This window comes from Methanoregula sp., assembly GCF_049518935.1.
GTDB lineage: Archaea > Halobacteriota > Methanomicrobia > Methanomicrobiales > Methanospirillaceae > Methanoregula.
This window is the reverse complement of sequence record NZ_JBEKRH010000011.1, coordinates 11,695-36,200: the sequence shown is the minus strand read 5'-3', so window position 1 is coordinate 36,200 and position 24,506 is coordinate 11,695. Positions and strand designations below refer to the sequence as shown.

21 protein-coding genes and 1 tRNA gene are annotated in these 24,506 nt (G+C 54.6%); 6 read left to right on the top strand and 16 right to left on the bottom strand.

The annotated features are described in order from the left end of the window. Positions 1–189 precede the first annotated feature (189 nt). Positions 190–984, top strand: coding sequence for a hypothetical protein (locus tag ABSE13_RS08315; RefSeq protein WP_424028051.1), 795 nt, complete (start codon positions 190–192; stop codon positions 982–984). 5 nt (positions 985–989) lie between these two features. Here ABSE13_RS08315 and ABSE13_RS08310 read toward each other — a convergent pair whose 3' ends face one another. The 9 genes from ABSE13_RS08310 to ABSE13_RS08270 all read right to left on the bottom strand — a co-directional run bounded on the left by ABSE13_RS08310 (position 990) and on the right by ABSE13_RS08270 (position 11,765). Next, positions 990–2,843: an ASKHA domain-containing protein gene (locus tag ABSE13_RS08310; protein WP_424028050.1), complete on the bottom strand. Its 1,854-nt coding sequence runs from the start codon at positions 2,841–2,843 to the stop codon at positions 990–992. Positions 2,844–2,931: 88 nt separating this feature from the next. Continuing rightward, complete coding sequence (gene acsC / locus ABSE13_RS08305; protein WP_424028049.1) at positions 2,932–4,386, bottom strand: acetyl-CoA decarbonylase/synthase complex subunit gamma; 1,455 nt, start codon at positions 4,384–4,386, stop codon at positions 2,932–2,934. Next, positions 4,383–5,624, bottom strand: a complete 1,242-nt coding sequence (cdhD, locus tag ABSE13_RS08300) for a CO dehydrogenase/acetyl-CoA synthase subunit delta (RefSeq protein WP_424028048.1) — start codon at positions 5,622–5,624, stop codon at positions 4,383–4,385. The genes acsC and cdhD overlap by 4 nt, the downstream gene beginning before the upstream one ends. After that, on the bottom strand, positions 5,605–7,008 hold the full coding sequence (gene cdhC, locus ABSE13_RS08295) for a CO dehydrogenase/CO-methylating acetyl-CoA synthase complex subunit beta (protein ID WP_424028047.1): 1,404 nt from the start codon (positions 7,006–7,008) through the stop codon (positions 5,605–5,607). The genes cdhD and cdhC overlap by 20 nt, the downstream gene beginning before the upstream one ends. Positions 7,009–7,019: 11 nt before the next feature. Continuing rightward, positions 7,020–7,559: a CO dehydrogenase/acetyl-CoA synthase complex subunit epsilon gene (gene cdhB / locus ABSE13_RS08290; protein ID WP_424028046.1), complete on the bottom strand. Its 540-nt coding sequence runs from the start codon at positions 7,557–7,559 to the stop codon at positions 7,020–7,022. Positions 7,560–7,564: 5 nt separating this feature from the next. Continuing rightward, positions 7,565–9,937, bottom strand: coding sequence for a CO dehydrogenase/acetyl-CoA synthase complex subunit alpha (gene cdhA / locus ABSE13_RS08285; RefSeq protein ID WP_424028045.1), 2,373 nt, complete (start codon positions 9,935–9,937; stop codon positions 7,565–7,567). A gap of 106 nt (positions 9,938–10,043) precedes the next feature. Then, on the bottom strand, positions 10,044–10,814 hold the full coding sequence (locus ABSE13_RS08280; protein WP_424028044.1) for an ATP-binding protein: 771 nt from the start codon (positions 10,812–10,814) through the stop codon (positions 10,044–10,046). Positions 10,815–10,854: 40 nt separating this feature from the next. Continuing rightward, positions 10,855–11,628 (bottom strand): ATP-binding protein, encoded by a 774-nt coding sequence (locus ABSE13_RS08275; protein WP_424028043.1) that lies wholly within the window; start codon positions 11,626–11,628, stop codon positions 10,855–10,857. Next, positions 11,625–11,765, bottom strand: a complete 141-nt coding sequence (locus ABSE13_RS08270) for a hypothetical protein (RefSeq protein WP_424028042.1) — start codon at positions 11,763–11,765, stop codon at positions 11,625–11,627. The genes ABSE13_RS08275 and ABSE13_RS08270 overlap by 4 nt, the downstream gene beginning before the upstream one ends. 86 nt (positions 11,766–11,851) lie before the next feature. Between ABSE13_RS08270 and ABSE13_RS08265 the strand changes: the two genes are divergently transcribed. Continuing rightward, positions 11,852–12,847, top strand: coding sequence for a zinc ribbon domain-containing protein (locus tag ABSE13_RS08265; RefSeq protein WP_424028041.1), 996 nt, complete (start codon positions 11,852–11,854; stop codon positions 12,845–12,847). A gap of 37 nt (positions 12,848–12,884) precedes the next feature. Here ABSE13_RS08265 and ABSE13_RS08260 read toward each other — a convergent pair whose 3' ends face one another. From ABSE13_RS08260 to ABSE13_RS08240, 5 genes are all read right to left on the bottom strand, one after another. Further along, on the bottom strand, positions 12,885–14,168 hold the full coding sequence (locus tag ABSE13_RS08260) for a magnesium transporter MgtE N-terminal domain-containing protein (protein ID WP_424028040.1): 1,284 nt from the start codon (positions 14,166–14,168) through the stop codon (positions 12,885–12,887). Between the two features lie 2 nt (positions 14,169–14,170). Further along, a complete protein-coding gene (locus ABSE13_RS08255; protein ID WP_424028039.1) occupies positions 14,171–14,386 on the bottom strand; it encodes a hypothetical protein in 216 nt (71 codons plus the stop codon). Positions 14,387–14,405: 19 nt separating this feature from the next. Beyond that, complete coding sequence (locus ABSE13_RS08250) at positions 14,406–15,674, bottom strand: NRAMP family divalent metal transporter (protein WP_424028038.1); 1,269 nt, start codon at positions 15,672–15,674, stop codon at positions 14,406–14,408. Positions 15,675–16,291: 617 nt separating this feature from the next. Then, positions 16,292–16,519 (bottom strand): hypothetical protein, encoded by a 228-nt coding sequence (locus ABSE13_RS08245; RefSeq protein WP_424028037.1) that lies wholly within the window; start codon positions 16,517–16,519, stop codon positions 16,292–16,294. A 32-nt stretch (positions 16,520–16,551) separates the two neighbouring features. Then, complete coding sequence (locus tag ABSE13_RS08240) at positions 16,552–16,743, bottom strand: hypothetical protein (protein WP_424028036.1); 192 nt, start codon at positions 16,741–16,743, stop codon at positions 16,552–16,554. 448 nt (positions 16,744–17,191) lie between these two features. On the opposite strand from ABSE13_RS08240, the gene ABSE13_RS08235 reads away from it, so the two are divergent. Further along, positions 17,192–17,440 carry a hypothetical protein gene (locus tag ABSE13_RS08235; RefSeq protein WP_424028035.1) on the top strand — a complete coding sequence of 83 codons (249 nt, stop codon included), beginning with the start codon at positions 17,192–17,194 and terminating at the stop codon, positions 17,438–17,440. 36 nt (positions 17,441–17,476) lie between these two features. On the opposite strand, the gene ABSE13_RS08230 is transcribed toward ABSE13_RS08235, so the two are convergent. Beyond that, positions 17,477–17,683, bottom strand: a complete 207-nt coding sequence (locus tag ABSE13_RS08230) for a hypothetical protein (protein ID WP_424028034.1) — start codon at positions 17,681–17,683, stop codon at positions 17,477–17,479. 345 nt (positions 17,684–18,028) lie between these two features. Between ABSE13_RS08230 and serS the strand changes: the two genes are divergently transcribed. Together serS and ABSE13_RS08220 are read left to right on the top strand one after the other, a co-directional pair. Then, a complete protein-coding gene (serS, locus tag ABSE13_RS08225) occupies positions 18,029–19,306 on the top strand; it encodes a serine--tRNA ligase (protein ID WP_424028033.1) in 1,278 nt (425 codons plus the stop codon). Between the two features lie 79 nt (positions 19,307–19,385). Next, a complete protein-coding gene (locus ABSE13_RS08220; RefSeq protein WP_424028032.1) occupies positions 19,386–21,032 on the top strand; it encodes a zinc ribbon domain-containing protein in 1,647 nt (548 codons plus the stop codon). A gap of 192 nt (positions 21,033–21,224) precedes the next feature. Here ABSE13_RS08220 and ABSE13_RS08215 read toward each other — a convergent pair. Next, a tRNA-Glu gene (locus tag ABSE13_RS08215) sits at positions 21,225–21,299 on the bottom strand. 325 nt (positions 21,300–21,624) lie between these two features. Between ABSE13_RS08215 and ABSE13_RS08210 the strand changes: the two genes are divergently transcribed. Continuing rightward, a complete protein-coding gene (locus ABSE13_RS08210) occupies positions 21,625–24,450 on the top strand; it encodes a PAS domain S-box protein (RefSeq protein ID WP_424028031.1) in 2,826 nt (941 codons plus the stop codon). Positions 24,451–24,506: the final 56 nt, after the last annotated feature.

Sequence of the window (24,506 nt, the reverse complement as noted above, 5' to 3'; positions counted from 1 at the left end):
GTTATGACAAGGAATAGTGAATTTTTTATCCCAAAAAAACGTACGGTCTTTACAGGCAAATCTACCAAAGCACTCATATAACTGCATATGATAACATATACTAAGACTGACGTTCAGACGAACAATTCACGGGATATCCTTGCTGCTCGGATTCTTTTACTGCAAAAAAACCGTTGACGGGGCAGAGCCATGACGGAAGTGGTCTATCACGAGTACCAGAAGGTGGACAAGAATCATATCGATCATTCGTACCTCGTGGATGTCGGCGACGAGATCGAGATCCAGCAGGTCATGGAATACAAGTGGAAAGTCTTCGACAGTGTTATCTTAAAACCACCCCACCCGAAAACCCGTTTCTTCGAACTTATGATCAAGGAGTTCCGGGAAGGCGAAACCTCCCTTATCGATGATCTCCAGGTGTACCCGGTGATGGCGTTCAGGGCACCCGATTTTAAGATTCTTGGCCTGACACTGAAGCGGGGAGACTGGCACATCGCCGAGCGGATCTATAAAAAAGCCAATACTACGGAGATCCAATGGATCTACACCGATGATTTTCATCTCTTCGCTATCACGCATGCTCAGGACCAGCTTGACATGATGGTGGACCAGATCGTCGGGAAGATCGATGAGATCGCCACCTCTATCAAGACCGGGTACAGGGTTTATTCCCACATGGAGAACCAGCGGATGCGACGTGAAGCTTTCGATGCGGTCATCGAGAGCCAGAGCGGTATCACCATCAACAAGACCGCGATATTAAAGCATCCCGAATTCCAGCTGATCGCAGAACTCGGCGAAGGAGACCGTAAGAAGATGCAGGACGAGATCCTGCGGGACCTCGTCGCACTCGGGGCAACCCTGGACACCTTTGGCGGGTCCAACAAGATCGTGGCGAAAATCGAGATCCCGGCAAAGACCGATATCAGCAGCCAGATCTCGCATATCGAAGAGCTCCAGGACCTCGGCTGGCTCTTTGAATAACTGTTTTAACGGGGGAAATACTCCGGCCTGCCCGGGATGTACAGGGCCGATGCGTATTCCTCGATAAAGTCCGCATCCACCAGCAGGTCGATGTAGACCATCTTCCGTGCGACGTTCTGTGCATCCTGCCGTTTCATCCGGGAGACAAGAACCGCTGCTGCCCCGGAAAGAGACCCGTTGCCAATCTGGTGGAATGTGGCCTGGAAAAAATCCGGGATGATACCGAACTTCACAATTTTTGCCGTATCTGCATAGGCACCAAACGCCCCGGCAAGGTATACGTGCCGCACATCGCCGACGCGGACCCGGTATTTATTCAGGAGTACACCAATGGAACCGCAGACAGCCGCCTTGGAATCCATCAGGTACGCCATATCATCGCGGGTGATCACGATATCCCGGCCCGTGGCTGTCTGTCCTTTGCCCACAAGGACAAATTCAAGACCATCATCCCCGGTCCCGGTTTCATTCCCCGCACGCTGCCGGACACCGGGTCGTCCATCTACCAGCTTGCCGGTAAAATCCAGTATACCGGCCCCGACCATCGCAGCCGCGGCATCGATGATGCCGGATCCACAAATCCCTTTTGGAGGTTCATTGCCAATCGTAGTCCATGAGACATTCCCCGTGTCGGGATCGATCGTGACATGATCGATAGCACCCTTCATCGCCCGGAGACCGGATGATATCCCGGCACCTTCGAATGCGGGGCCCGATGCACAGGATACCGATGCCATCCACTCAGCATTGCCAAGGATCACCTCGCCATTGGTACCGAGGTCCACGACAAGTGACAGTTCATGGGATGCATACATGCCGGAGGCCACAGTATCCCCGACCGCATCGCCTCCGATGAACCGGCTGACGTCAGGAAGGCACCAGACACAGGCTTCTTTATGGACCCGCAGGCCAAGCGTCCGGGCTTTCACAACTGAAGGGGTGCGGGGAATATCGGCATTCGCGATCTCAAGGATACCCGGCTCATATCCAAGCAGGAGATAATGCATTACCGTGTTTCCTGCAACACAGACATCGTTGATCTCATCCTGTTGAATACCGGCTGCCGAGACCAGCTGGCTGATGACTGCATTGATGCTCTCGGTTGCCGCGAGCTGGAGCTGGGCACGCCCCCCGGGCCGCTTGGCAGCAGCAATCCGGGTCAGCAGTTCTTCGCCATAGGTGATCTGCCGGTTCAGTGCCGAGGCCTCTCCACAGGCCTCTCCCGTGAGAAGGTTGACGAGGAGGCCGACAACCGTCGTGGTGCCAAGATCGACGGCAAGACCATAATTTCTCCCGGTCGTGTCGCCGGGTTCGATCTTCATTACTTCCGGGTAGCCAGTGGACCGGGTGATCGTAACCGTCATGGGTTCGGTACTTCCTGCCATGAGATCGTGCTGCTCCCGGGTCATATGAGGACGCGGGCCGGTATAGTCCGCAAGTTTCAGGGATCGTTGGCCGGAAGATTCGTAGCCGGCCGGGGCAGTGACGAGCAGATGTTTTGTGACCGAGAGAGAGAGATCACGTGATCCACCAACGTATGTCAGCAGGATCTTCGGGGAATCGATCCGGCTCTCGACAGGAATGATGAACTCGCAGGGACCGAGCACATGAGTCTGGCAGGCACGACAGTAGTGCCGGGAAATTTCTTCGGGCGTGAGACCCTTCAGGGATTCCGGGGACCCGGCATCGCAATCCCCCAGAACATGAATCACCCTGCACTTGTTGCACTCCCCTTTCCCCCCACAGATACTCTCGACCTGTATCCCCGCGGACCGGATTGCCTCAAGGACCGTGGTTCTCCCGGTAACCAACGCATCTTTTTCCATCGGGTGGAAGAGCACACGGATCAGATCAGCCATTATTCATCCTTTTGTTACCGGTGCCGCGGCATCTCTTCTTTTAAGAGTGCGGCCCATCAGCCATTGCAGATGATTTCATCCGCCGACACTATGTATATTCGTTTTCAGGCAGCCAGCGTTCCCTGAGAAACTGCGGGATCCCGGACGAATCCTTGGGGCCTACCAGGATCTTCCAGCCGGTGGCTTCCTCAGTCTCCCCACTCAGCCGGGCAGCAAGACCCGGTATGATCAGGGTCGTGTGACTGACCAGGCTGCCGACATCGTAATTTTTCAGTGCATGGGAGATCGAATCGGCGGTAAAATACCGGCCTGCCACGGCACTTTCCACGCTCATCCCCCCGGTGTCGACTACGATCAGGTAACAGTCAAGATTTGCTGCCTTGATATCTGACTCAACAGTGAAGTACGTCAGGGCATAATTGGTAGTGATGAGAACCGGTGAGTGCGGGTCGGGCCGGCCAAAGGTCTTCACGCCGGCCTCAACAGTGACCGGTTTTCGCGGGTCCGTGTAGAGGTTGAAGCGCCAGATCAACTGTGGCAGGAGCACCCAGCCATCCATACTGTGCATGATGAGCATGTCCGCGTACCGGGAGAGGAGGATAGAGGCAGTGATCGCTTCTTTCCACTTGAGCACGTCTTCCGATAGTTCTGCACCGGTCCAGACCGTGAGCGGCACGCCCAGCAGCGGGAACCCGAACAGTTCGTCGAACTGTTTGCAGGCAGCGGCCCGGATCTCCGTGAAATTCGATACCGTATCTGACAGCCCGTCGTCAGGGAACGTACCCGGGTCGAGGACGAGATCGTGCAGGCCGTACTCCATGAGGGTCCGGACAAGAGAACGGAGCAGGGCAGGGTTACCCGGGGCAAAGACGGCAAGTGGCACCTTGTGGGCAAGCGCGATCTCGGCCATCTGCTTCCAGTTCGTTTCCGTTGCCGCATACATCAACGGACGCCGTCGGCTCACTTCGGAGAGGCCGGCCTGCATAACTGCAGGATCCAGCGTGCAGAGGATCAGGGGCAGGGTGCTTGTCGCCGCAACGCGCTGAACCGCCCGGCTGAATGTCGCAGGATCTCCGGATACCGAGCGGATGGCAATCGCGTTCAGTACGAGCGTGCGGCCTATGTAATTATAGGAGAACTGCTCGATATGCCGGATCCGTTCGAGCAGTTCCGCTTCCGGCATGAGATCGTGCACGTCGATTGCGATGGGCGACGGGTTATGGTAGGTGAAGTCGTGTCTCTGGAGCACGTACTTTCCTCCGAGCATAATAGCACGGTCGCCGGTCCCTATCGTGACCGTGCGTACGGGCGGGGCCATCAGGTGAGAAAGGTTCTCGAGGGCATCCTGGTACTCGAGGGTATGGAGCGGCGGGCAGTCCGCAAGCATCAGTTCGCCATTGACGAGACGCGTGGCAAACGCCATGCAGTTTGCCTCCCGGCACTCCCCGCAGTTCGTCTTCGGCAGCAGCTTGTAGGCATCGATCGGGCTGATCTCCTTGATGCTCTTGCGTTTCTTCTCATGAGTCGTAGTGTCAGGGCTCACAGGCGTACCCCCACCCAGTCCGCAATCTGGTCCGGCGATGCGGTGCCGGTCTTGCCGAGACGGGGGATCAGGTCCCTGAGGGTCAGGACTGCTGCCGGGTGCATCATCAGGAAGAGATCGATCCCTGCTAGGAGAAGGGTTAAGGCATTGATCGTCTCCCAGACCGGTCCGCGGAGCTCCCTTGAGCCGAATACCGGGGGCATCTTCATCCATGCCTCCCGTGCCGCCCAGGCGTTGGTGGCAGCGGATATCACGGGGTGAGCGAGCTCGTTGTCACCCATGAGCGCTGCGTACCGGGCCCGCTCGTGAATGGTGAACGAGTATTCAAGACCGTAGCCGAGGGCCACGGTGGTCAGGTCCATCACGACCTGCTCCGGGGGGATGAACTCGTAAAGACGCCGGTTGAGTTCCTTGGCATTGTTCAGGTCAAGACCCGTGAAGGCGAGGAGCACGTGGCCGTGATCCTTTGCGGCCGTGGCAACCGGGCCAAGGGTTTTTGATGTGGCCATATCAAGTGTCACGGAGTTGATAAGCAGCCGTTCGCCTTCTGCCATTGCGGCCACGGCCCTGAAGACCTCGGCATCCTTTTTCGGATCGCCGCACCCACCGATGATGAGCGGGACGTCGACGGCCTGGAGAATGTCTTCAACGGTCTTCACGGCCGTGGCAGGGGATGCATTCCGGAAGAGGGGGTCGGTGCTCATCAGATGGATGGTCACCACATCAGCCCCGAACTTCTTCACGTTCATCTTCGCCCATTCAGCCGGGTCGTCCATCACCTCGGCCACGTTCTCGCGGAGCACCTTGGGGAGGTTAACCGGCATGTCGAAGACGTCAAGCGAGATGACCGGGGCGTGAAGCGGAGGGTGTGAGCGATCGAAGTAGGCAGGCGTTGTCGCGCCCCCAATGGTAACGGAGTGCGACCGGCTGCCGCCCTCGGCCCGCGTTGCCCCGAGGGTGACCTCGCGGATCTTCCCGGGAAAGGAATATGACTTTGGCGTATAGGGTTCCCGGATCAGCTCGACGGGTTTTGCCGGGACGGGATGTGCCGGGACTGCATGTCCATGATTCGGTGTACCAAAGCCGGACGTGGGGATGAAGAGCTCGAGGTCCCCGATCTCCATGGAGAAATTGTCCAGCTCGACCTGGTGAACACCGTTGAGGAGTTCACGAAGATGGGGCGCAAACGCTATTATCTGGTCGGCAGTGATCGCCGGTTTACTGTTTTTTCCCGTCATGGTGTCCACCTCCTTGCGGCGATGCCGGTTTTATGGGTTGTATGATCACTTTTTCAGCCGTGATCTTCGCGTTCTTGAGGATGATCCGGAACCCGCCGGCTGTAATGGGGATGTCGCCACCGGAGAAGACGGAAATGGGGGATCCCGTTGCACCGGTGGGCTTTGCTTCAGCATCCCACCGGGCCGTGACCGGGTGGCGGTGATCCTTGAGAAAGACCCGCAGCTCCTCGATCGTTCCCACGTCTTTTTCTGTGGCGATTGACTGGTAGACCGAGGACGGGATATAATCCTTCAGCCGCTCTTTTATTTCGTGCGGCATCCAGACCACCCGCTCCCAGCCCCCGTCGGCATGCATAAACTTCGTGGAACGCATGTACTCGATCGAGATCCCGTGAAAGCCGTCGATCTGCCGACCGCCGGCAGTGGAGTCGGCCATGGTGGAAAAAGCAAGGCCGTTCACGGTCACGTCCCGGAACCCGCGGAGAACAAGCCCGAAGCCATCTACTTCCGGGATATAGAACGCGATACCCTCGAAACATCCGCAGGATGTATGCGGGTAGCCGAAGGCTGAATACAGGTAGACCCGGTTCACCTCGCCCATGGAGCGCTTCTTGGCGCTCTCATTGATGCCCGTGTACTCCCCTCTCTCCGGATCGATGCACTGGCCCTTGTCGATGGCAAAGATCGGCCCCTTGGGATCGATACCGGCAGCAGCCCTGCCGTCAAACCAGCTGATTGCACCGCAGTTCGCATAGCGCTGGGGAGTGATGACGCAGACATGGGTAGGGGCAAACGACTGGCAGAGAGCACAGCCGTAAAACGTGTCTACTTCCTCGTCGGATAGGCCCCGGGCACGGGCATCCCGGGTCTCGTAGGTCCGCATTGCATCCTCGTACAGGGGATGGATCGCCCCGGAGTCGGTGATGAAGCTGATCTGGATCTTCTCGATGATAGGCAGTTCGTTCCGGAAAAGTTCCTGCATCACTTCGCCAACAAGCCGGAAAGATGTGAGCCCTTTCTTATAGGATTTTTTCGAGAGCCGCATCCAGATGTCGTACCGCTGGTTGAGGTGCATGAACCCTTCGATGTAATTGCAGTATTCATGGATCCTGCGCTCTACCACGCCTTCGAGATCAGGCTCGACTTTCGCACCGGCAATCTCGACGAGGATCCCGAGAGGGTAATGTTTTCCTTCTTCCATTGAGGAAAGATCAGGACCGATGATAGTGATGGCACCATCCGTGATCTGATCGGCAGGCCGTACACGGACAATCTCGAACTTCTCTTTCTCTGCAGGGCCGCCGAGTTCGATCTGCATGTCGTTCTTGCGGACGCGCTCCCCTTCATGGACAAGGCCTACTTCGACCGGGATATGCTCAAACATGGTGTGCTCCGTTAGTCCCCGAGGTTCGTGACGATCCCCTTGAGGTTTGCCGCCCAGTCTTTTATCGTACTATTCGGGAATGACCAGCTCGCATTGGGCTGGTACACGCAATCGAGAGTCATGGTCTTGACCCCGGGCGCAAAGTGCTTGAGCCCGGAGAGGATGGTCCATTCCATGGAATAGGGAAGGCCGACAAAGATCGCAAGATCATAGGATTCTTTCCCGTCAAGGCCTTTCCATTCGGGATCGGTCAGCCGGTTGCTGATATCGATCGCCGACATGATCGCAGCCGGTTCATATTCCCGGGCAAGGAACTCCTTGTTGGTGCTGGCACTGACAACGATCGGGATCTTTCCTTTACGGGCAAGTTCGATAAGGCAATCGATCAGGTAGTTGCCCTCGACCTCATACTCGATTATGCCGTGGCCCACGATCATGATAGGGCGTTTTGCCCTGCGGATCATCGCATCGGCAATATCCGGCTTGATGATGAGGGAGGCCTTCTTCGGCCCGGGGATCTCCGCGGTCTGCCAGGATTCGTTCAGGGGCATTGCGATCACACCTTCTTCTTATGAACCATGCGGGTCAGGAGCGTCGGGTCAGGAATCATACCCTCTTTCCAGCCATGCTCGTCAAGGTGGATGACAATTTCGTCCTTCATGGTCAGAGGGATATCAGACGGGGTCCGGACAAGCCGGTACACATCCGGGGGGATACCACCGACCAGTCGCTTGTGGAGATCGATATAATTGGCCAGCTTATTGGCCCGGCCCTTGCCCGTGTCATTGGGGCGCATAGTCAGTTTTGCCACCATGACCATTGCTTCTTCCTTGGTCTCCGCCGCAAAGAAGAGGTGCTCGGGCACAGGTCCGCCATAGACGCTCTCGCCGGTCCGGGCGTCGGTAACAAACCAGTCGGCATCTTTATCGGCACGGCCAAGGAGCATGCGCCGGTATTTTGTACCGTGGGGGCCGACAACCACGGGGATCCCAAGGCGCCAGAACCCGGCTGCGATCGCCAATGCCTTCTGGGACATCGCGCCCCATGCTACGCCGACCGCACCGACCCGGTTATGGACATAGTCGGCAATCTCCTCGTAATTACCCCGCAGGGGACGCTTTGCAAAGATGCTGGCAATCTTGATAGCCGCACCAGCGATATGGGCATTGGATACGCAGGAGCCGACATTCACAATGCCGCCTGCTTCAAAAGCTCCCGAATACTGCTCGTAGGCAGTCTTGCCATCTTCATTGCGGTACATACCCGCTGACATTGCGGAGCAGCCGGAAGTACAGACAATATAACGGCGCTTGGCAAACTCCATGCACATCTCAGCTACTTCCCGTGAGCCCTTCGGGTAATTCGCACAGCCGACAAAGGCAACGATACCGGGGATCTCTCCAAGAACAATCGGTCCGCCGACCTTGCGGATCTCGACATCCTGGATCGCACCCCGTCCGGTCCGGATGCAGTAGGTCTCTTCCCGGGTCTTCCGGTCTGCAGCGGCTACAATGAGACTGTGTATTGGGATCTTCTGGGTACAGGCCGGCTCGCATCTCCCGCAGCCAAGACAGTCATCGTACAGTTCATCGAGCAGGGAGAGATTTCCCCCGGCTGCGGCTTTTACGGCCTGGGCGACCGGGAGGTCATTGGGACATGCCCGCCGGCAGAGCATGCACTGGGTGCATTTCTTTGCCCAGTCGGTCAGCTGGTGGGAGGTAGGCAGGGCCGAATGCTTCTTCCGCTTCGGTGCAATGGCCTGTGCAACCCTGGTTGCAACCTCCCCGACCTTCACCGTATCAAGGATAAGGGCGCCGGGAACGGTCCCGTTCACGAATCCTTCCACGATATCGTCAACCGCATCCGCAGTGCGATCGGGCAGCCCGAGACAATTTTTTTCGCTCGTCGCGATGAGCGGGGTATGGATGTGTGCCGCTTCCTGCAGGGTATCGGTCCGTACACACTGCTCATCGACAACAATCACATCCGGCACGCCGCTCCGGATATAGCGCAGCTGCCATGAGATGGGACCGATGATCTTTGCCTTGTCCGAATAGCGCGTGAGATCGAGGGCTGTGCAGCAGATACCAGTCACTTCGACCGAGGAAGAGAGCCCATTGTCCCTCAGGTAATCAATGATCGCGGCAGCAGGGGGTACGTTATGGCCGATGACAAGGATAACGGGCTTTGATATATCGACAGTTCCCAGACCAAGATCGGCGAGCGGGGTTTCCGGCTCGGCCCGGGGAAAACCAAGGGCTGATACCTGTGCGATATCCGCAACTTCCATGCCAAGATGGTCGATCATGCCCGCGTGGAAAACCTTGGATTCAAAATCAAGGTTGTTGCCTTCCTGGCCGGTGTGAGTCACCGCAAGAAGCTGGGTGATCTGGTTCTCACAGTAATCCAGCACTGGCTCAAGGTCACCAAGGGTCTCCGGTTTGATACCGGTGACAAGCCGGGTGATCGGTGCTTCCACTTCCACGCCAACCCCGCCAACATTGATAGGGCAGTCCCGGCCGGACCGCTCGATCACATAGTTGAGCAAATCCCGGGCATGGCTGGTGTGGGTGGCAGCCCCGATGCAGGCCGTGATGAGCACGGTCCGGGACTGCTGGGCAGGCATCGAGATCCCGCAGGCCCCGCGTTTTGTTCCCGTCAGGTCGCATTTGCCGTACGTGCAGAGGCAGCAAAGGTCACAAAAGGGCATGTAAAACGGTTTATACCGGGCTAGGAGTTTCTGGTCCCAGGGCCGCAGGGTAGTGAGAGAAGGGAACGGTGTCGGGCCCATCGGTTCGTCCCATCGCTCCTGGTTGATCGCACCGATCGTGATGCTGAGATCCCGGAACTGTGCAAGATCGGATTTGATCTCCTTGATCCTGAAATGGACTCCCTTTCTGTTCACTACGATGCCACCCTTTGAATTCATCTATACATTGAGGGATAAGCAAAATAAGGTTTGTGAAGTGGGCAGGGAGAATTAATTGTTCAACCGTGACATCCGATGCGGGTGGGCGCATTTTTTATTTACCCGTTTACAGGGTGCCGGCAAGAGAATCGAGCATGGCGGCGATTGAGCGGTAGGCTGGGAGATCCAAGGGAAGATCCAGCAGGGATTTGCCGGCAAGGACCTGTTCTGCCACACGGGGGTCTGCGGCAATTTTTCCCAGGTAGGGGAGGCCGGTCTCGGCAGCGGCACGGGAATCGAGTTCTGCCGGGAACCCATAACCCCCGACCACATAGAGCCGGTTGAACCGGATTCCCACTTCCCCGATGACACGGTGCGCCCGGCGCACATGGGCAAAGGATTTATTCGAAGGGCCCATCACATCGAAGATCGTGTCCACGTCACTTGCGATCTTCCGGTTCAGATGCTCGAGCCCGCCAGGAGAGTCGATCAGGATATACCGGTACTGCCGGGTAATGGAAGAGAGTGCGTTCTTGAGCGCAGCATCCGGCATGCAGTAACATCCTTCGATCCATTTCGTCCCCACCGACAGGAGATCGAACTGCTTTCCCTCATAGAGCCCCTCCTGCCAGATCCGGTTCTCGATCCGGGTTGACGGGGGGATGCCGATAGTAGTGCCACCGGTTGTGATAAATGTCTCCGAGAGCAGTTCCGCAATGGTCTTCTTCCCGACAGCATCCAGGTCTACACCCACCATCTCTGCCAGGTTCTGGTCAGGGTCGGCATCCACAAGAAGCAGGGGTGTCGCCCCTGTATCGATGAAGTACCGGGCCATGAGAGAGACAAAACTCGTTTTGCCGGTACCGCCCCTGCCCATGGTTACAAAGGTCTTTGTCATGACGGATCTCGTCTCATCAGGATTGCGGGGCAACCCGGCATCATGCCAGCCCCCGCAGTTTCTTTGCAAGTTCCCCGATCGCTTTGATCGCAGAGGAGGCGGATCGATCCAGCGGTTCTCCGGTCATACCGGCATCAGCCACCAGCGGGTCAAACGGCAGCTGTGCAATCACGTTGAGGTTGTGCTGTTCAGCGAATAGCCGGACTGCTGCTTCCTGCCGATCGTCCGCGATCCGGTTGGAGACAAGCCCGATGGTCCGGATCCCGGATTCCTGCGCCAGCCGGCAGATGTTCGCGGCAGTCTCAAGGGATTTCAGGTTCGCATCCGTCACGACAAGGAGGATCTCAACATGCTCCGCCGTTCCCCGGCCCAGGTGTTCGATCCCGGCCTCCATATCGAGAATCACCACCTCATCACGCTCCACCACAAGGTGGCGCATCAATGCCCTGACTACGGAGTGCGCCGGGCATGCACAGCCGGACCCCATCGCTTTCACCGTCCCCATGACCAGGAGGCTGGCACCGGACGGAGTGGGAACCGCGTACCTGCTGATGATATCGTCCACCGTGAACGAGAGCCGGAAGACCCCGGAATAGTTGGTACCGGTCTTCAGCCGTACCAGTTCTTCGTTCTCTGCAACCGGGACGATCGCTTTCGCCTGTTCCGCAGATAGCCCAAGGGTCAGGGCAAGGTTGGGAGATGAATCGGCATCGATGGCGATTACCGGGTGGCCTGCGAGCACGAACTCCCCGGCAAGGCTGCCGGCAAAGAAGGTCTTTCCCACACCACCTTTTCCACAGACTGCGATCTTCATCCCCAGCGCCCTGCCATCAGGTACCGTTTTCCTGGATGATAGATTATTGCATCGCGGACATTCTTCTTCATCCAGTGATTGGTTTTTGGGGTCCCGGTGCCGGGTCGCATTGCCAGTTCCGGGATGCATAAAATCATACAGGGGTTTTTTATCCTCCGGTAAAATACCGTATAATGCTCAGGTCCACAATGACCAGATCCCTGGAGGCAGGTGAATTCCCGGCATGAATAAAAAAAAGCAGACTATCTGCCCGAGATGCAAAAAACCGGTTCCTGCAAAGACGGTATTTTGTGAATCCTGTGGTGCACGTGTTGCCCACCCGCCGTCATGCTCGCTCTGCGGTACTCTCCTTGCACCAGATTCCCGGTTCTGTTCTTCCTGTGGGACACCGGTCCCCGCGAATCCGGAACGAACGGAGGATTCTGTAAATCCCTCACCGGAACGTTCCGGCGTTGCCGTACCTCCCCGCAAAGACGGAGCAGAAGCAAAAGTACCGGAATGTGCAGCTGACTCCAGTGAACAGAGACTTCCGGCCATACCGGAGAACTCCATCCAAGTCCCTGCTATCAGCAAACCGACCGGAAACCGGAAGGCCGGGCGTGTAAAACGCTCTGCGGTTACGATCGTATCTGAGCCGGACGCACAGATCAGTACAGTATTTTCCAGGATCCCGGTTGCAGGGATTGCCTCGCACAAATACCTGGTCCTCATCCTCATTGCAGTCGTGGTCATCGCCAGCATGGCAGCGTTTGGTATACTACGGTTACCAGCCCCGGATTCTTCTTCCGGAGCCGGGGCGAATCTCTCCGCGGAAGGAGCGCAATCCACGCTGGAATCATCGGTAGTACCTGGTCCGGAACAGGTTGTAACGACAGACACTATTGTTCCCCCTGTCATCAACCTTACGCCCGGTCCGACCCAGGTACCTCCGGACAATCTCCTCGTCTATTTCCAGGCCGAACGGGACCCTATCACCAAAATTGTCTCGGTCCTGTTTATGGGAGGAAAAGGGCAGGCCGGCGTCCGGGATGTTTTTGTCCGGCTCACCCGTTCAGACGGGCAGGTACTCACCGGGAGTTTCAAGCCCATCCAGGTAGGCAGTGGCGTAGAACTCCCGGGGACCGAAAAAGTGGATCGCGTTGAGGTGATCGTGCACTACTATACCGGCGATACGTACACGGTCATCGACCGAACATTTGCATGGAAAAAACAGTTGTGATCCGGACCAGGATGCACCCGACCGTGCCGGATCTGGTTCACTCAACAAAGTGATGGGTGAGGTTCATTACGTCCCGGTACGGGATCACCCCCATAAGGTGGTTCTCTTCATCCACAACCGGGAGGGCACGGAATCCGTACCGTGCAAATTCCTGCGCCGCTTCCTTAAGAGTGTTCACCGTCGATAGAGTGATCACGTTCTCGACCATAACGTCCCGGAGGAATGCCTTGTCATCGGCCTGAAGGAGCTCCTTTAAATCAATGACGCCAAGCAGGTTGTCGCTCTCGTCAACAACATAGATGTACATGATGACATCTTTGTCCCGGGCATGACGCGGGTAGTCATTCTGGACGTACTCGACCATCGTATCGGGCGGGAACTTCAGGATCTTCTGGGTGGTATAGTGGATGACCTTCTCTTCCTGCCGGTTGATGATGGCCTGGACCTTCCGTGCACTCTCGGCGTTCATGGCATCGAGGATGACATGGGCCTCTGATGACGGCAGGACCGAGAGGATATCAGCCGCCTGCCCGGGAGTCATATCGTTGATGAGTTGGACGACCTTCTCCGTGGAGAGTGAGGAGATGATCTCACGCTGCACCTTCGGTTCGATCTCCTCAAGTGTATCGCTCGCGTGCTCGCGATCGAGGCTCGCGAAAACCATGACCCGCTGGTCGTGGTCCATCTCTTCGAGAATATCTGCGAGATCGACGGGATGGATTTCTGAAAGATTCTCTTTGAGGACATTCAACTTGACGTTGCCCTTGAACCTGTCGATATTCGTCGGAAGTGGCTGGATACATGTCCACGGAATCATCTGCTCTGCCTCAGGGTCCGCTGCTGAATAGAGGATCTTTGCGAGGAACCCGAACCCAAGCCTCCGCAGGCGTGCTGCCTTTCCGGTATCGACATCCGTCACATACAGTTTTTTGTTCCGGAGGACGAGCCTTATGTCGTACACAATCTCAACCTCGTTCTCTTCGAGATCGATGACCTTCTTGTCGAGGACATAGTCACGGAGGAGGATGACATCCTCGGCCGGTTCTGCCTCGAATTGTCCGGTCTCACCGATAGTGACTTCGATACCTCTCCCGGTCAGGGTATGGATGTACTCCCACGGGATGAGAAGGCTCGGTTTGCCGAACGACCGGGAGACATACAGCGACCGTACCTCCGGTATCTTTGCAGTCTCAACGATGACCAGATCGTTGAGTGATCCGATCTTTTTCCCGGAGCGGAGGACGGGGACATTCAGGATATCGGAGAGGAGGATCTGGAGGTCTCCAGCCATTGCAGTGTTGTTCGCATTATCCTGCTGCATCTTCATGCACCCCCATGAATGATCGTCCAGAACTTGTACACCAGAAGGACAACGAGAAAGATGAGGTATATCCTGAGAAAGAGAAGGGCGAATTTCGCTCCTCCCGATAATTTGATCTTGGGCGTTGCATATTTCTGGTTGATGCTGCGGATCTTTCCGGTCGATTCATGGATGATGGTCCCAATCCGCTCCCCAAAGACTCTCTCAATTGCTACCATTCATGTACCTCCTTTCTCCTCACCCGAACAGATTCGGGAATAGTGTGCTGATACCGTACAATGAAGACACGACGATGATGCACACCACTATTGTTATGTTTGCGATATTGTCAAAGCGGGTATTTTTGTATTTCCCCATGATCTCCTCGTTATTGAGGAGTATAATCAAAAATACCAATGCCGCTGGCAAAAGGGTGACCGCTATAACCTGCACAAAAAGGGTAATCAGTACTAACGGGGCTCCCGGGATGAGTACGACTCCACCGGCGGTGATAAGACCCAGGAAATAGAATATGTAGAACCAGAACGCCTCTTTCACCTTGTAGTTCAGCGAGTGCGCCCACCCGAATACCTCCCCGAATGCCCATGAGTTCGTGAGCGCGATACAGATTGCCCCAAGGAAACCGGCATCGAAGAGGCCGATAGCGATAAGCGTCCCCACCCACGGGTGAACACCCATCATGACCTGGGCGGCCTGGGCGGCGCTATCGATGTTCATACCATAGAGCAGGGTCCCGGTCACGATAATAATAAAGACCGCGACGAGAACGGTAAAGAAGGCACCGACAACGGTATCGAACTTGCCCCATGGGATATCCTTCTCTTTCATGTTCTTATCGACAACGGCGCTTTGCTGGAAGAAGATCATCCACGGAGCGATCGTCGTCCCGATGTTTGCCATCAGCAGGAAGAAGAGTTCACCATTGAATCCTCCCGGGAAGTTGGGGACAAACCCGTTCCGGAGGATATCGGGGATTGAGGGGTGGACGAGTATCGCCGCAGGGATATAAATAAGATTGACGAGACAGAACCCCATCGTGATCTTCTCCCAGGTCCAGTACCGTCCCGACATGACGATGCCGAGCATCACGAGGATAACGATCATTACGGTTATGACAGGGCGGACGCCGAAGATGCTGAGAGCTGCTGTCATGCCGATAAACTCGGTGACCATTGTCAGCCAGTTGACGACAGTTAAGTCAAGAAGAGAGAACCAGCCCCAGAACGAGCCGAACGCACTGAAGATCGCCTCTGCGTGCCCGTGTTTGGTTACGGCCCCCAGCCGTACCGTCATTTCCTGTACAAAATATGCAACAGGCCCGAGCAGGATCAGGAACCAGATGAGGCCGTACCCGAATTTTGCACCGGTTGCAGCGTAGGTCGTGATACCGCCGGCATCGTTGTCAGCGATCATGACAATGAGGCCTGGTCCGGCAAGCAGCAGGTAGATCTTGATGGTCTTGACGATCTTGCTGTAATTGAAGTATATTTTCGAGAAGAGATCCATGGTATGCCTTCCTTTCCTGGTTTGTTTTTAGTCCATTGTGTCTGTCATCCCCCCATTCGATCCCATTCGATCGGACGGCAGTTGAAGAAAGTTTTCCCTGAATACCGGGACCATATCCTACCATTAAACAGGTGGACGCCGGAATCATATATAATTACCGTTCACGGCGGGCTTTTTTTCGTTATTGTTGACGTTCAGGGGCACGGATTTTCATCACGGGTAAGGATTTGCCTTATTTATTCAAATGGAATCCAAAATTGGATGATTTTAATTTTTCTATTGAGAATATAGAGGGAGATCCTTTTTCTTTATTCTTACCAATAATTATCAGAATGAGAACAGGCGCCATATTAATACTGGTTGTCAGGGAAAGTCCCGTTAGAGGGATTACTGCTCGTCATATTAACAACCGGAAGTACCGTGGTTTCCTTAGCAGGCGCACCCATCAGGTTTAACGATAAATCCATCGTACCTTCCGGAGCGGCAGTGGTATTTTCCGGGATTACTGCAGGATTACTGGTTAGTGAGGATGAAGAGTGACTGGAACATCCTGCCGCCAGGACGATCCCACACACCAGATGAGGGCATAACTATCCGGATTCTCAAGGGGGGCCTGATCAGCGCCGCGATCTCCGGGTCCGAAAGGCAGGCAGCCGGTCGGCCGTCGACCATCCCTTCCCATAACCCGGCGAGTTCCCTGCGGTGCGTGTCGAATGTGACGAGTAGTTCATCCAGCAGGAAAACGAGAGGTCGTCGCCCGATGTGGAACAGATCCTATCGGCTTTATCGAGCTCGAGTTCGATTGCGGGAATCCCGGGCTGGAAATTATCGTTTAACTTCCGCAAAAATTTTCATGGCGATCCGGTCCTCCGGCCGCTCATGGTCCGGCCTTCACGGTCACGGATAGGAGCTCGATAATACCGTACCGGGTCAGGTCCTTCCGCGCCGCGGGGCGGAGCGCCTCACCAGTTTCATTGCGGCACCCGTCCGTCATGAGTTTCCGGGCTCGTCGCATGGATCCCGGTACCGCCAGGAATGATCTCTTCTTGTTCCATTTTTCTTTCACCATGTTTTTCTGTCATCACAAATTTTCCTGAAATTTTTCTTGTTCCTGGTTGTCTGAAATTTTTCCCAATACACGATTCATCTGTCGTGTCCGATCCTCGGGAACCCCAGCCCGAACGAGGGTTACCCCTCCAGAAAGGGGATCTTCCCGGAATGTGACCGGGGCCCTGCCAGCCCTCCAGCCAGTGTTTTTGCCGATCCACTGCTGTAGTCCTGCTGTTGCCCGTGATTTTGGGGCATGGAAACCGCTCATTCCCGCCAGTTGGAGGCCAGAATGAGCGTCTCCCGGAACTACTCCGTGGTTTTCCGTTGAAACACCGTGGTTTGATCCCCGGAACTGGTGAATCGGAATCCAAAATGGCCTCTGTCTGGCACATTTCAGGTACCCTCCTGGTTCATCGAATCGATTTGCACGCAGATGCTGATCATATTCGTCATCAGGACAAGGTGTCGTGCCGTTTTACCGGAGTAAACCAAGCAACCTGCTGCTGGTAAGCGCGATCATAATAACAGCTGCCGGTATCCTCATCCCGCTTACGGTCCTGGATAGTTTCTTCGGTTTTGTACTGCCGCCACTTTCATTCTTCGGCGTACTGGTAGGGCTCGTTATAGGCTATGTACTCCTCGTGGAATTGGGAAAAATAGGGTTCTACCGGAAATACTCATCTTTTATCCGGAATGAAAAATCCACAATTATCTGAAATGTGATCGGGTATCGAAGCAGGGAGACGCCGTAATTACCATTTTTTCTTCCGTACCAGCAGGATCTTGAGGAAATCCGCGGCCGGGCATTCGGTCTTTGCAGCAGCAGCCTTCTCGGCAGAATCAGGGGAACAATAGGTGCCGGTCTCCAGCTTCTTTGAACATGTCGGGATTCCCGCTTCATTGCCTTTTCCGGGATCTGACCCGGCCAAATTTTTACAGATATAGGAAAAATCTGCCATAGAGTCTCATCTTCCGTATAACAACTTATTCCAGATAAAGAATTGTCAGAATTCCAAGTGGAAAACAACGCGCTTTCAACACGTAATAAGAGAAATGCAGGTCCGATCATTTTGAGAAATGACTCTCCTGAGATGTTGTCGGTCAACCGGATATTCTTTTCTCTCTCATCATAAGTATTCAAGCGATACCACGATATGATAGCTCCTTAAGAATGTGCACTATGGCAGGAACCTGTGTCTCCGATTTAGGCATAAAAAAAGTGTTTCAATTGCATGGGGAAGGCGATAAATGAGAAAACGCATAATATAGAAGTATAAACCGCGAAGGACTTTGAGGAATAACGAATGCTCGACATCAGGTTCGTACGGGCCAGCCCGGATATAGTGAAGGCCGATCTCAGGAAACGCAATGACCCGGAGAAGATTGCCTGGGTTGATGACCTGCTTATAAAGGATGCCCGGTCCCGCGAACTCAAAGGGGCAACCGACCAGCTCCGTCAGCGCAGGAACACGATTGCCCGCGATATCAATGCGGCAAAGAAGGCGGGGCAGGATGCATCTGCACTTATGGCAGAAGCAGCCGCGCTTCCCCAGAAAATAAAAGATTGTGATGCAGAGCAGGAAGAGATCAAAAACACCACGCGATCGTACCTGATGCGCCTCCCCAACATCCTGCATGAGAGCGTCCCGGCAGGAAAAGACGATACGGAGAATGTCGAGCTCAAGCAGATCGGAACCCCAAAGACTTTTTCCTACGAGATCAGGAACCACGGACAGCTTGCTACTGAGCAGGGATGGGCAGATTTCGAGCGGGCCGCAAAAACCTCCGGCGCCGGTTTCTATTTTCTCAAGGGAAACCTGGTCCTCCTTGACATGGCACTCCAGCGGTATGCAATCGACCTGTTGGTGCAGAAAGGGTTCACGCCAATCATTCCACCTTACATGATCAACCGGACATCGTACGAAGGGGTGACAGACCTCGCGGATTTCGAGAAAGTCATGTATAAGATCGATGGGGACGATGCCTACCTGATCGCAACGAGCGAGCACCCTATCGGTGCGATGTACCAGAACGAGATCTTTGAAGAAAAAGATCTCCCCCTCAGGCTGGCCGGAATCTCACCCTGTTTCCGGCGCGAGATCGGCGCGCATGGCCTCGATACCAAGGGCCTGTTCCGGGTCCACCAGTTTACCAAAGTCGAGCAGTTCGTCTATTGTAAACCCGAGGACTCATGGCAGATCCACGAGGAGCTCCTCGCGAATGCCGAGGACGTGTTCAAAGGTCTCGGGCTTCCCTACCGCGTTGTGAATATCTGCACCGGGGATATTGGGACCGTGGCGTCGAAAAAATACGATATCGAGGCCTGGATGCCGCGGGAGAATGCATACAAGGAAGTAGTCTCCTGTTCCAACTGCACGGCATACCAGGCAGTACGGCTCAATATCCGTGTGCGCGACAAGAGTGACTTTGAATCAAAGCAGTGGGTGCACACGCTCAACTCCACGGCGATCGCTACCTCACGGGTACTTCGCGCAATTCTTGAGAATTACCAGCAGGAAAACGGGTCTGTTGTCCTGCCGGAAGCGATCCGCCCGTACATGAACGGCCGCGAAATGCTGTGATCGGGCCGGAATTTTGAGCCCGGCCTTACAAACACTTATTTTATTCAGATGACGAAGATAGATAACGGAAAGTGGTTGCATGGCATATCCTGATCTCTACAGCGACGAATCTGTCGTCCTGAACACGCAAAACATCAAGGTTAAATCAGTTTCATTCGAGGCAGTTCTTACCACGCGGCGGCTGATCCTCGTCGATAGCAAGAAGCATCTTATCGCCCCCCAGGAGATCCTTCTCGCTACGCTCCGGGACATCGAGGTGGGGGAAAATGCCATCCGCGATCCGACCATCATGCTCTCGATCATCACCAACACTGGCGCAACCCGCCAGATGATCCTCACGTTCTCCAAGACCAGCGGTGGCGAACGCAAGCGGGAGTGCGACGAATGGGCAAAAGTGCTCCGCCAGCACACATCCTCCACATTCCAGCACCCCATTATGCCGGATATTGCCCGGTCTGAAGACTCTGCCCCCGCTGATACCATGCCAGCACATCCCCGCATGGAAGTGATTAATACTCCTGTGGTACCCGCCCCCAAGAAGAAGATCGAGATTGCCCGTCCGATTAAAAAGATTGTTGAGACCGCCCCGGCTATGCCAAAACCTGTTGAAGTCACCACCCTTCCAACCGGATCATTCTGCAACCGCTGTGGTAATCGAGTTCCTCCGGAATCGGTATTCTGCAACAAATGCGGGACGGCCGTTGTAAGAGATGCCGATCTTGGTGCAATGGATGCAGCACCGGTCGCTGAGCAACTCTCGCCGACGGCCCCCCAGGTACAGATGTCATCGCCACCGGTATTCGGGAATGCAGCGGATAAGAAAGAGCGCCCGATCGAAGACGTGATTCATTCCATCGAGCCGCTCATCGAGGATTCAGTACCCCGTACCGCACCTGCACCCCTGGTACCAAAACATTATGCAACCTCCCAGCCAGCAGAAGAATCGCCGGTACCGGAACCCGCTGCACAAACCACAACCGGACCTGAATCTTCCCCCGTCCGGGAGATCAAGTGGCCGGTGATCCCACATTCTACGGATTCTCCGTCACCATCCATCCCGGGCAATGAGCCCCCGTCACCCCCAACCCCGGCGCCGCATTACCCGGTTCCCCAGGCAACTTCACGAATGCCGAAATTCGTCATTGCTGGCGTGATTGTGATCGTGATCCTTGCAATCATTGCCGTAGTATTCGTGTTTGCCAACCCTCTTGGGGGAGGAAATAACAGTATTGCAACTCCTGTACCAACGACAGCAATAACAACGATTGCTACCATCATTCCGACCCACACAGCCACGCCGTCGCCGGTCGCAACAGTTGTACCAGTCCAGACGTACGTTACTCCAGCCCAGACGCGCATCCCGCCCCAGGGAGTATGGGTCCATGTGATCTATACTAACGGGTTCTCCGGTACTGTCGGCACACCCGGCAATCAGGCCGATGTCGAAGGTACTGGTGACCAGTTCTATCAGGTCCCGACAAGCGAGGGGATTGTTGTTGCAAGCATCCAGAAAGTAGACGGATCATCTGACAAACTGACCGTTGAAGTATACAAGAACGGCAACCTGGTGATGCAAAAATCCACGGTCACCCCGAAAGGCATCGTCGAGGTACAGGCTGACCTGAAACCAGCCCCGACTCCAACGCCCTCGCCCACGCCAACAAAGGCCCCCATTCCCGTAGCAACCACAGACACTGCCAACACCAGCGCAACGACAACACCATAATCTTTTTCTTTTTTTAATGCGGTTTTTTTCCCGGAATATAATCCGCATCGGCTGCTGATTTCACAAATCCGAAAATTTCCGACCAATTGATGCTGCACGGAAACGAGATGCTGCTAGGAGGAAAGCGGGAATTTTTTTGGCGCTATCACTATCTGGAAATTGATTTGGAGAATAGGACCGTCTGCGCTTAAGTGCTGCTATGGGGATTCGAACCCCAGTCGCGGGCGTGAAAGGCCCGCATGATTGGCCGGACTACACTATAGCAGCACGTTGCTCTATTTACTTTCTCGTCACGTCATAAATAGATTATGGAAGAACTGGAATCCGATACTTCATCTCCCCAGGGGTACGTGTGTTTTGATATATGCTGCAATTAAATAATTTATAAAGATACCAGCAAATAAACGTCAGAACATGGATTTTAATCCGGGCTCATTTTGGCAAATCATAAATAGTATCGGCAATGAGTGATCTTCACTGTGAAGTAAAGATGTTTGCTTCGCGTCCCGTTGATTTCTCGGGCAGGCAATATAGTATCTTATATCGACACACTCTCATATCTGGCAGAACCAGACACAGGAACGATCATTTCATGAGCACGGTACCGACTGATACGCAACCAATATCACTTCTCTGTGTCGATGACGACCCATGGGTACTGGATGCGCTGAAAATTTTTTTTGAACGGGAACCGGACTTCTCTCTTTTCACCTGCAGCAGTGGGTCAGAAGCCCTGTCCCTTGTCAGCCAGTACCAGTTCGATGCTATCATCGCAGATTACACAATGCCGGAAATTGACGGAATCACACTCCTCAAAGAAATCCGGTCACAGAACGATCCGGCGCTGTTCATCATGTTCACCGGCCGTCACCTTGCCCAGGTAGCAATCGAAACCCTGAACAACGGCGGTAATTATTACGTCCAGAAAGGCATCGAGATCCTGCAGGAGCTCCCGAAGGTCAGGGACTTCATCCGGAATTCAGTCCGGGTCCGGCGCCGCGATCATCCCCGCACGGTCCCGGTTGCGGAACAGGATAAACGATATCGTTCACTGGTCGAGCAGCAACAGGACCTGCTCTGCTGTTTTTCACCGGACGGGACCTGCACGCTCGCAAACGAGGCCTTCAACCACTTTACCGGTAGCGCCACACCGGGTAATTTCCTTGCAATAATCCCGGAAGAAGAGCGAGAGGAAATCCGGAAACTTCTTGAATCCCTGACACCGGAGAATGCCGGCACATACATAGAGCATGATGTGCTGGACCAGCAGGGAAAGAGACATCTCTATCAGTGGGGATACCGTGGATTTTTTGGCGAATCACGGGAGATAACCGAATACCTTGCACAAGGCAGGGACCTCTCCTACATTGTCCGTCTGGGGGATATTCTTCCCAAAGGCACGGTCAGTACAGAATGCGGATCGGTGGAGGCCGCTGTCAACACTGCCACTGCAACCGGTGTCGTGAAACCGGCAGAATTATGCGATCTTGGTGATTCCATTGAAATGGTCCAGTACCCGATCTTCGCGATCGATCTTGACGGGAAGGTGATAGCATGGAACCATGCCATCGCGGAATTAACCGGTATTAGCGCCATGACCATGATTGGGCAGGGCAATTACGCTTATGCATTCCCAATCTATAGCGAAGCACGACCCATGCTGATCGACTTCATCCTCAATCCCGCGCATGTTGATACCTCCCGTCTACCAACAATCACACGGGATGGGGATAGTTTCAGCGGGGACGTGGAAGAGGTCACTATCCGCGGAAAACCGATGAAGATCGGAAGCATGGGGACCACGATCCATGACAATTCCGGAAACGCTATTGCTGCAATCCAGTCGCTTCTCGTCAGCGGGCAATTCCCTGATGCCGGTGCAGACGATGATGAGGACACGGAGCATTACATAGGCGGCATCTCAAGCATTATCCTCAAGGTTGCGGGCGAAGGATTCTCGGGAGCGATCGCTGGTGCAATCGGATCCGCCACCGGAGGATACGGGGTCTATGCCACAGATCAACGTCTCTTTGTTGTCCACAATCCCAACCTTGATGCATCGCGTTCCAAAGAGATGCAGTTCTCCGATTTCCTCATGAACGAGCTCTTCGGCACCAATGTAGATATGCGACCACGATCGATTGCCGAACTGGAGGAAAACAAGGTATTCGAAGTCTGGCGCAGGGATATCGCAACCATTGAGCTGAAAACACCCCGGTTCCTCTCAGGGTTTCTCATCATCCGGACAAAAGCCGGGGGATCCTTCCGGATTTACGTAGATCACAAGAAGGCCTTTGTCCATCTCGAACAGCTGCTCAAACTTTTCTACCCGGATATCCTCCGGGGCGAAACAACCGAGATCGATACTGCCGATATGGAATGGCTCGACGAAGTCCGCACCTTCGAACTGGTTGGCAAACTTCAACTGGATGATCCTCTCAAGGGCATCTCCCGTAACCTGAATAGCAGCCTCCCGAAACTTCCACCCCTGCCTGCAGCTCCTTCACTATTCCCCACTGCCAAAACCAGTGCCGGAAAATGGAATGACCTTTCGGCATCCATCAAAAAGGTCCATTACCCGATCTTTGCCATTGATATGACCGGGAAAGTGATCGCCTGGAATGATGCAATCAGCGCTCTGACAGGTATCCCTGCCACGGAAATGATTGGGAAGGGAGATTATGAGTACTCCCTCCCATTCTATGGCACACGAAAACCCATGCTGATCGATTATATCATCATGCCCCCGGACACAACGAGTCCGGGCGAACTTCCTGCCATCACACGCGAAGGAGATACATTCATAGGGAGCCTTGAGAGTGTCACGATTCGTGACAAGTCTATGCTGCTCTTGGGTAAAGGGACGGGCATTTACGATCCAAAGGGTGCGATCATAGGGTCCATCCAGTCAATCCTGGTGAGTGAACAGCCCAGTATGAAGGCGATCATGGGGATTTACGAGGAGGAGACCTATATCGGTGGGATATCCAGTATTACAGTGAAAGTACCGGGGGACGGCGTAGCCGGAGCCATTGCCGGAGCCATCGGATCTTCCACAGGAGGATATGGTGTCTATGCCACAGACCAGCGGCTCTTCATCATCCACAACCATGAACTCGATGCAGAACACCCGCACGGCGTTCAGTTCGGAGCCTTCATCATGGATGAACTTTTTGGCACAACAGTCGACACGCGGCCACGATCCATCCCGGAACTCGAAAAAGATAAGGTGTTTGAGATCTGGAGAAAGGATATCGTTACCATCGAGATGAAAAAGCCCCTGCTTTTTGCCGGGCATATAAGTTTCAAGACCCGCAGCAGGGAGTCGTTCAGGGTATATATCGATCACAAGATGGCATTTATCCATCTCGATCAACTGCTCAGGCTTTTCTTCCCGGAGATACTGCGGATTGAATAGTCGGGGCGTTTGTTTACTCTTCTTTGAACAGTAAGATCATAGTTTGGCTCCTGATG

Coding starts and splice junctions, on each gene's coding strand:
- ABSE13_RS08230 (WP_424028034.1), bottom strand. CDS start 17,683: ATGGCAGATTTTTCCTATATCTGTAAAAATTTGGCCGGGTCAGATCCC.
- ABSE13_RS08260 (WP_424028040.1), bottom strand. CDS start 14,168: ATGCAGCAGGATAATGCGAACAACACTGCAATGGCTGGAGACCTCCAG.
- ABSE13_RS08280 (WP_424028044.1), bottom strand. CDS start 10,814: ATGACAAAGACCTTTGTAACCATGGGCAGGGGCGGTACCGGCAAAACG.
- ABSE13_RS08310 (WP_424028050.1), bottom strand. CDS start 2,843: ATGGCTGATCTGATCCGTGTGCTCTTCCACCCGATGGAAAAAGATGCG.
- ABSE13_RS08265 (WP_424028041.1), top strand. CDS start 11,852: ATGAATAAAAAAAAGCAGACTATCTGCCCGAGATGCAAAAAACCGGTT.
- ABSE13_RS08255 (WP_424028039.1), bottom strand. CDS start 14,386: ATGGTAGCAATTGAGAGAGTCTTTGGGGAGCGGATTGGGACCATCATC.
- cdhA (WP_424028045.1), bottom strand. CDS start 9,937: ATGAATTCAAAGGGTGGCATCGTAGTGAACAGAAAGGGAGTCCATTTC.
- serS (WP_424028033.1), top strand. CDS start 18,029: ATGCTCGACATCAGGTTCGTACGGGCCAGCCCGGATATAGTGAAGGCC.
- ABSE13_RS08220 (WP_424028032.1), top strand. CDS start 19,386: ATGGCATATCCTGATCTCTACAGCGACGAATCTGTCGTCCTGAACACG.
- cdhD (WP_424028048.1), bottom strand. CDS start 5,624: ATGACGGGAAAAAACAGTAAACCGGCGATCACTGCCGACCAGATAATA.
- cdhC (WP_424028047.1), bottom strand. CDS start 7,008: ATGTTTGAGCATATCCCGGTCGAAGTAGGCCTTGTCCATGAAGGGGAG.
- ABSE13_RS08250 (WP_424028038.1), bottom strand. CDS start 15,674: ATGGATCTCTTCTCGAAAATATACTTCAATTACAGCAAGATCGTCAAG.
- cdhB (WP_424028046.1), bottom strand. CDS start 7,559: ATGCCCCTGAACGAATCCTGGCAGACCGCGGAGATCCCCGGGCCGAAG.
- ABSE13_RS08315 (WP_424028051.1), top strand. CDS start 190: ATGACGGAAGTGGTCTATCACGAGTACCAGAAGGTGGACAAGAATCAT.
- ABSE13_RS08270 (WP_424028042.1), bottom strand. CDS start 11,765: ATGATTTTATGCATCCCGGAACTGGCAATGCGACCCGGCACCGGGACC.
- ABSE13_RS08210 (WP_424028031.1), top strand. CDS start 21,625: ATGAGCACGGTACCGACTGATACGCAACCAATATCACTTCTCTGTGTC.
- ABSE13_RS08275 (WP_424028043.1), bottom strand. CDS start 11,628: ATGAAGATCGCAGTCTGTGGAAAAGGTGGTGTGGGAAAGACCTTCTTT.
- ABSE13_RS08240 (WP_424028036.1), bottom strand. CDS start 16,743: ATGGTGAAAGAAAAATGGAACAAGAAGAGATCATTCCTGGCGGTACCG.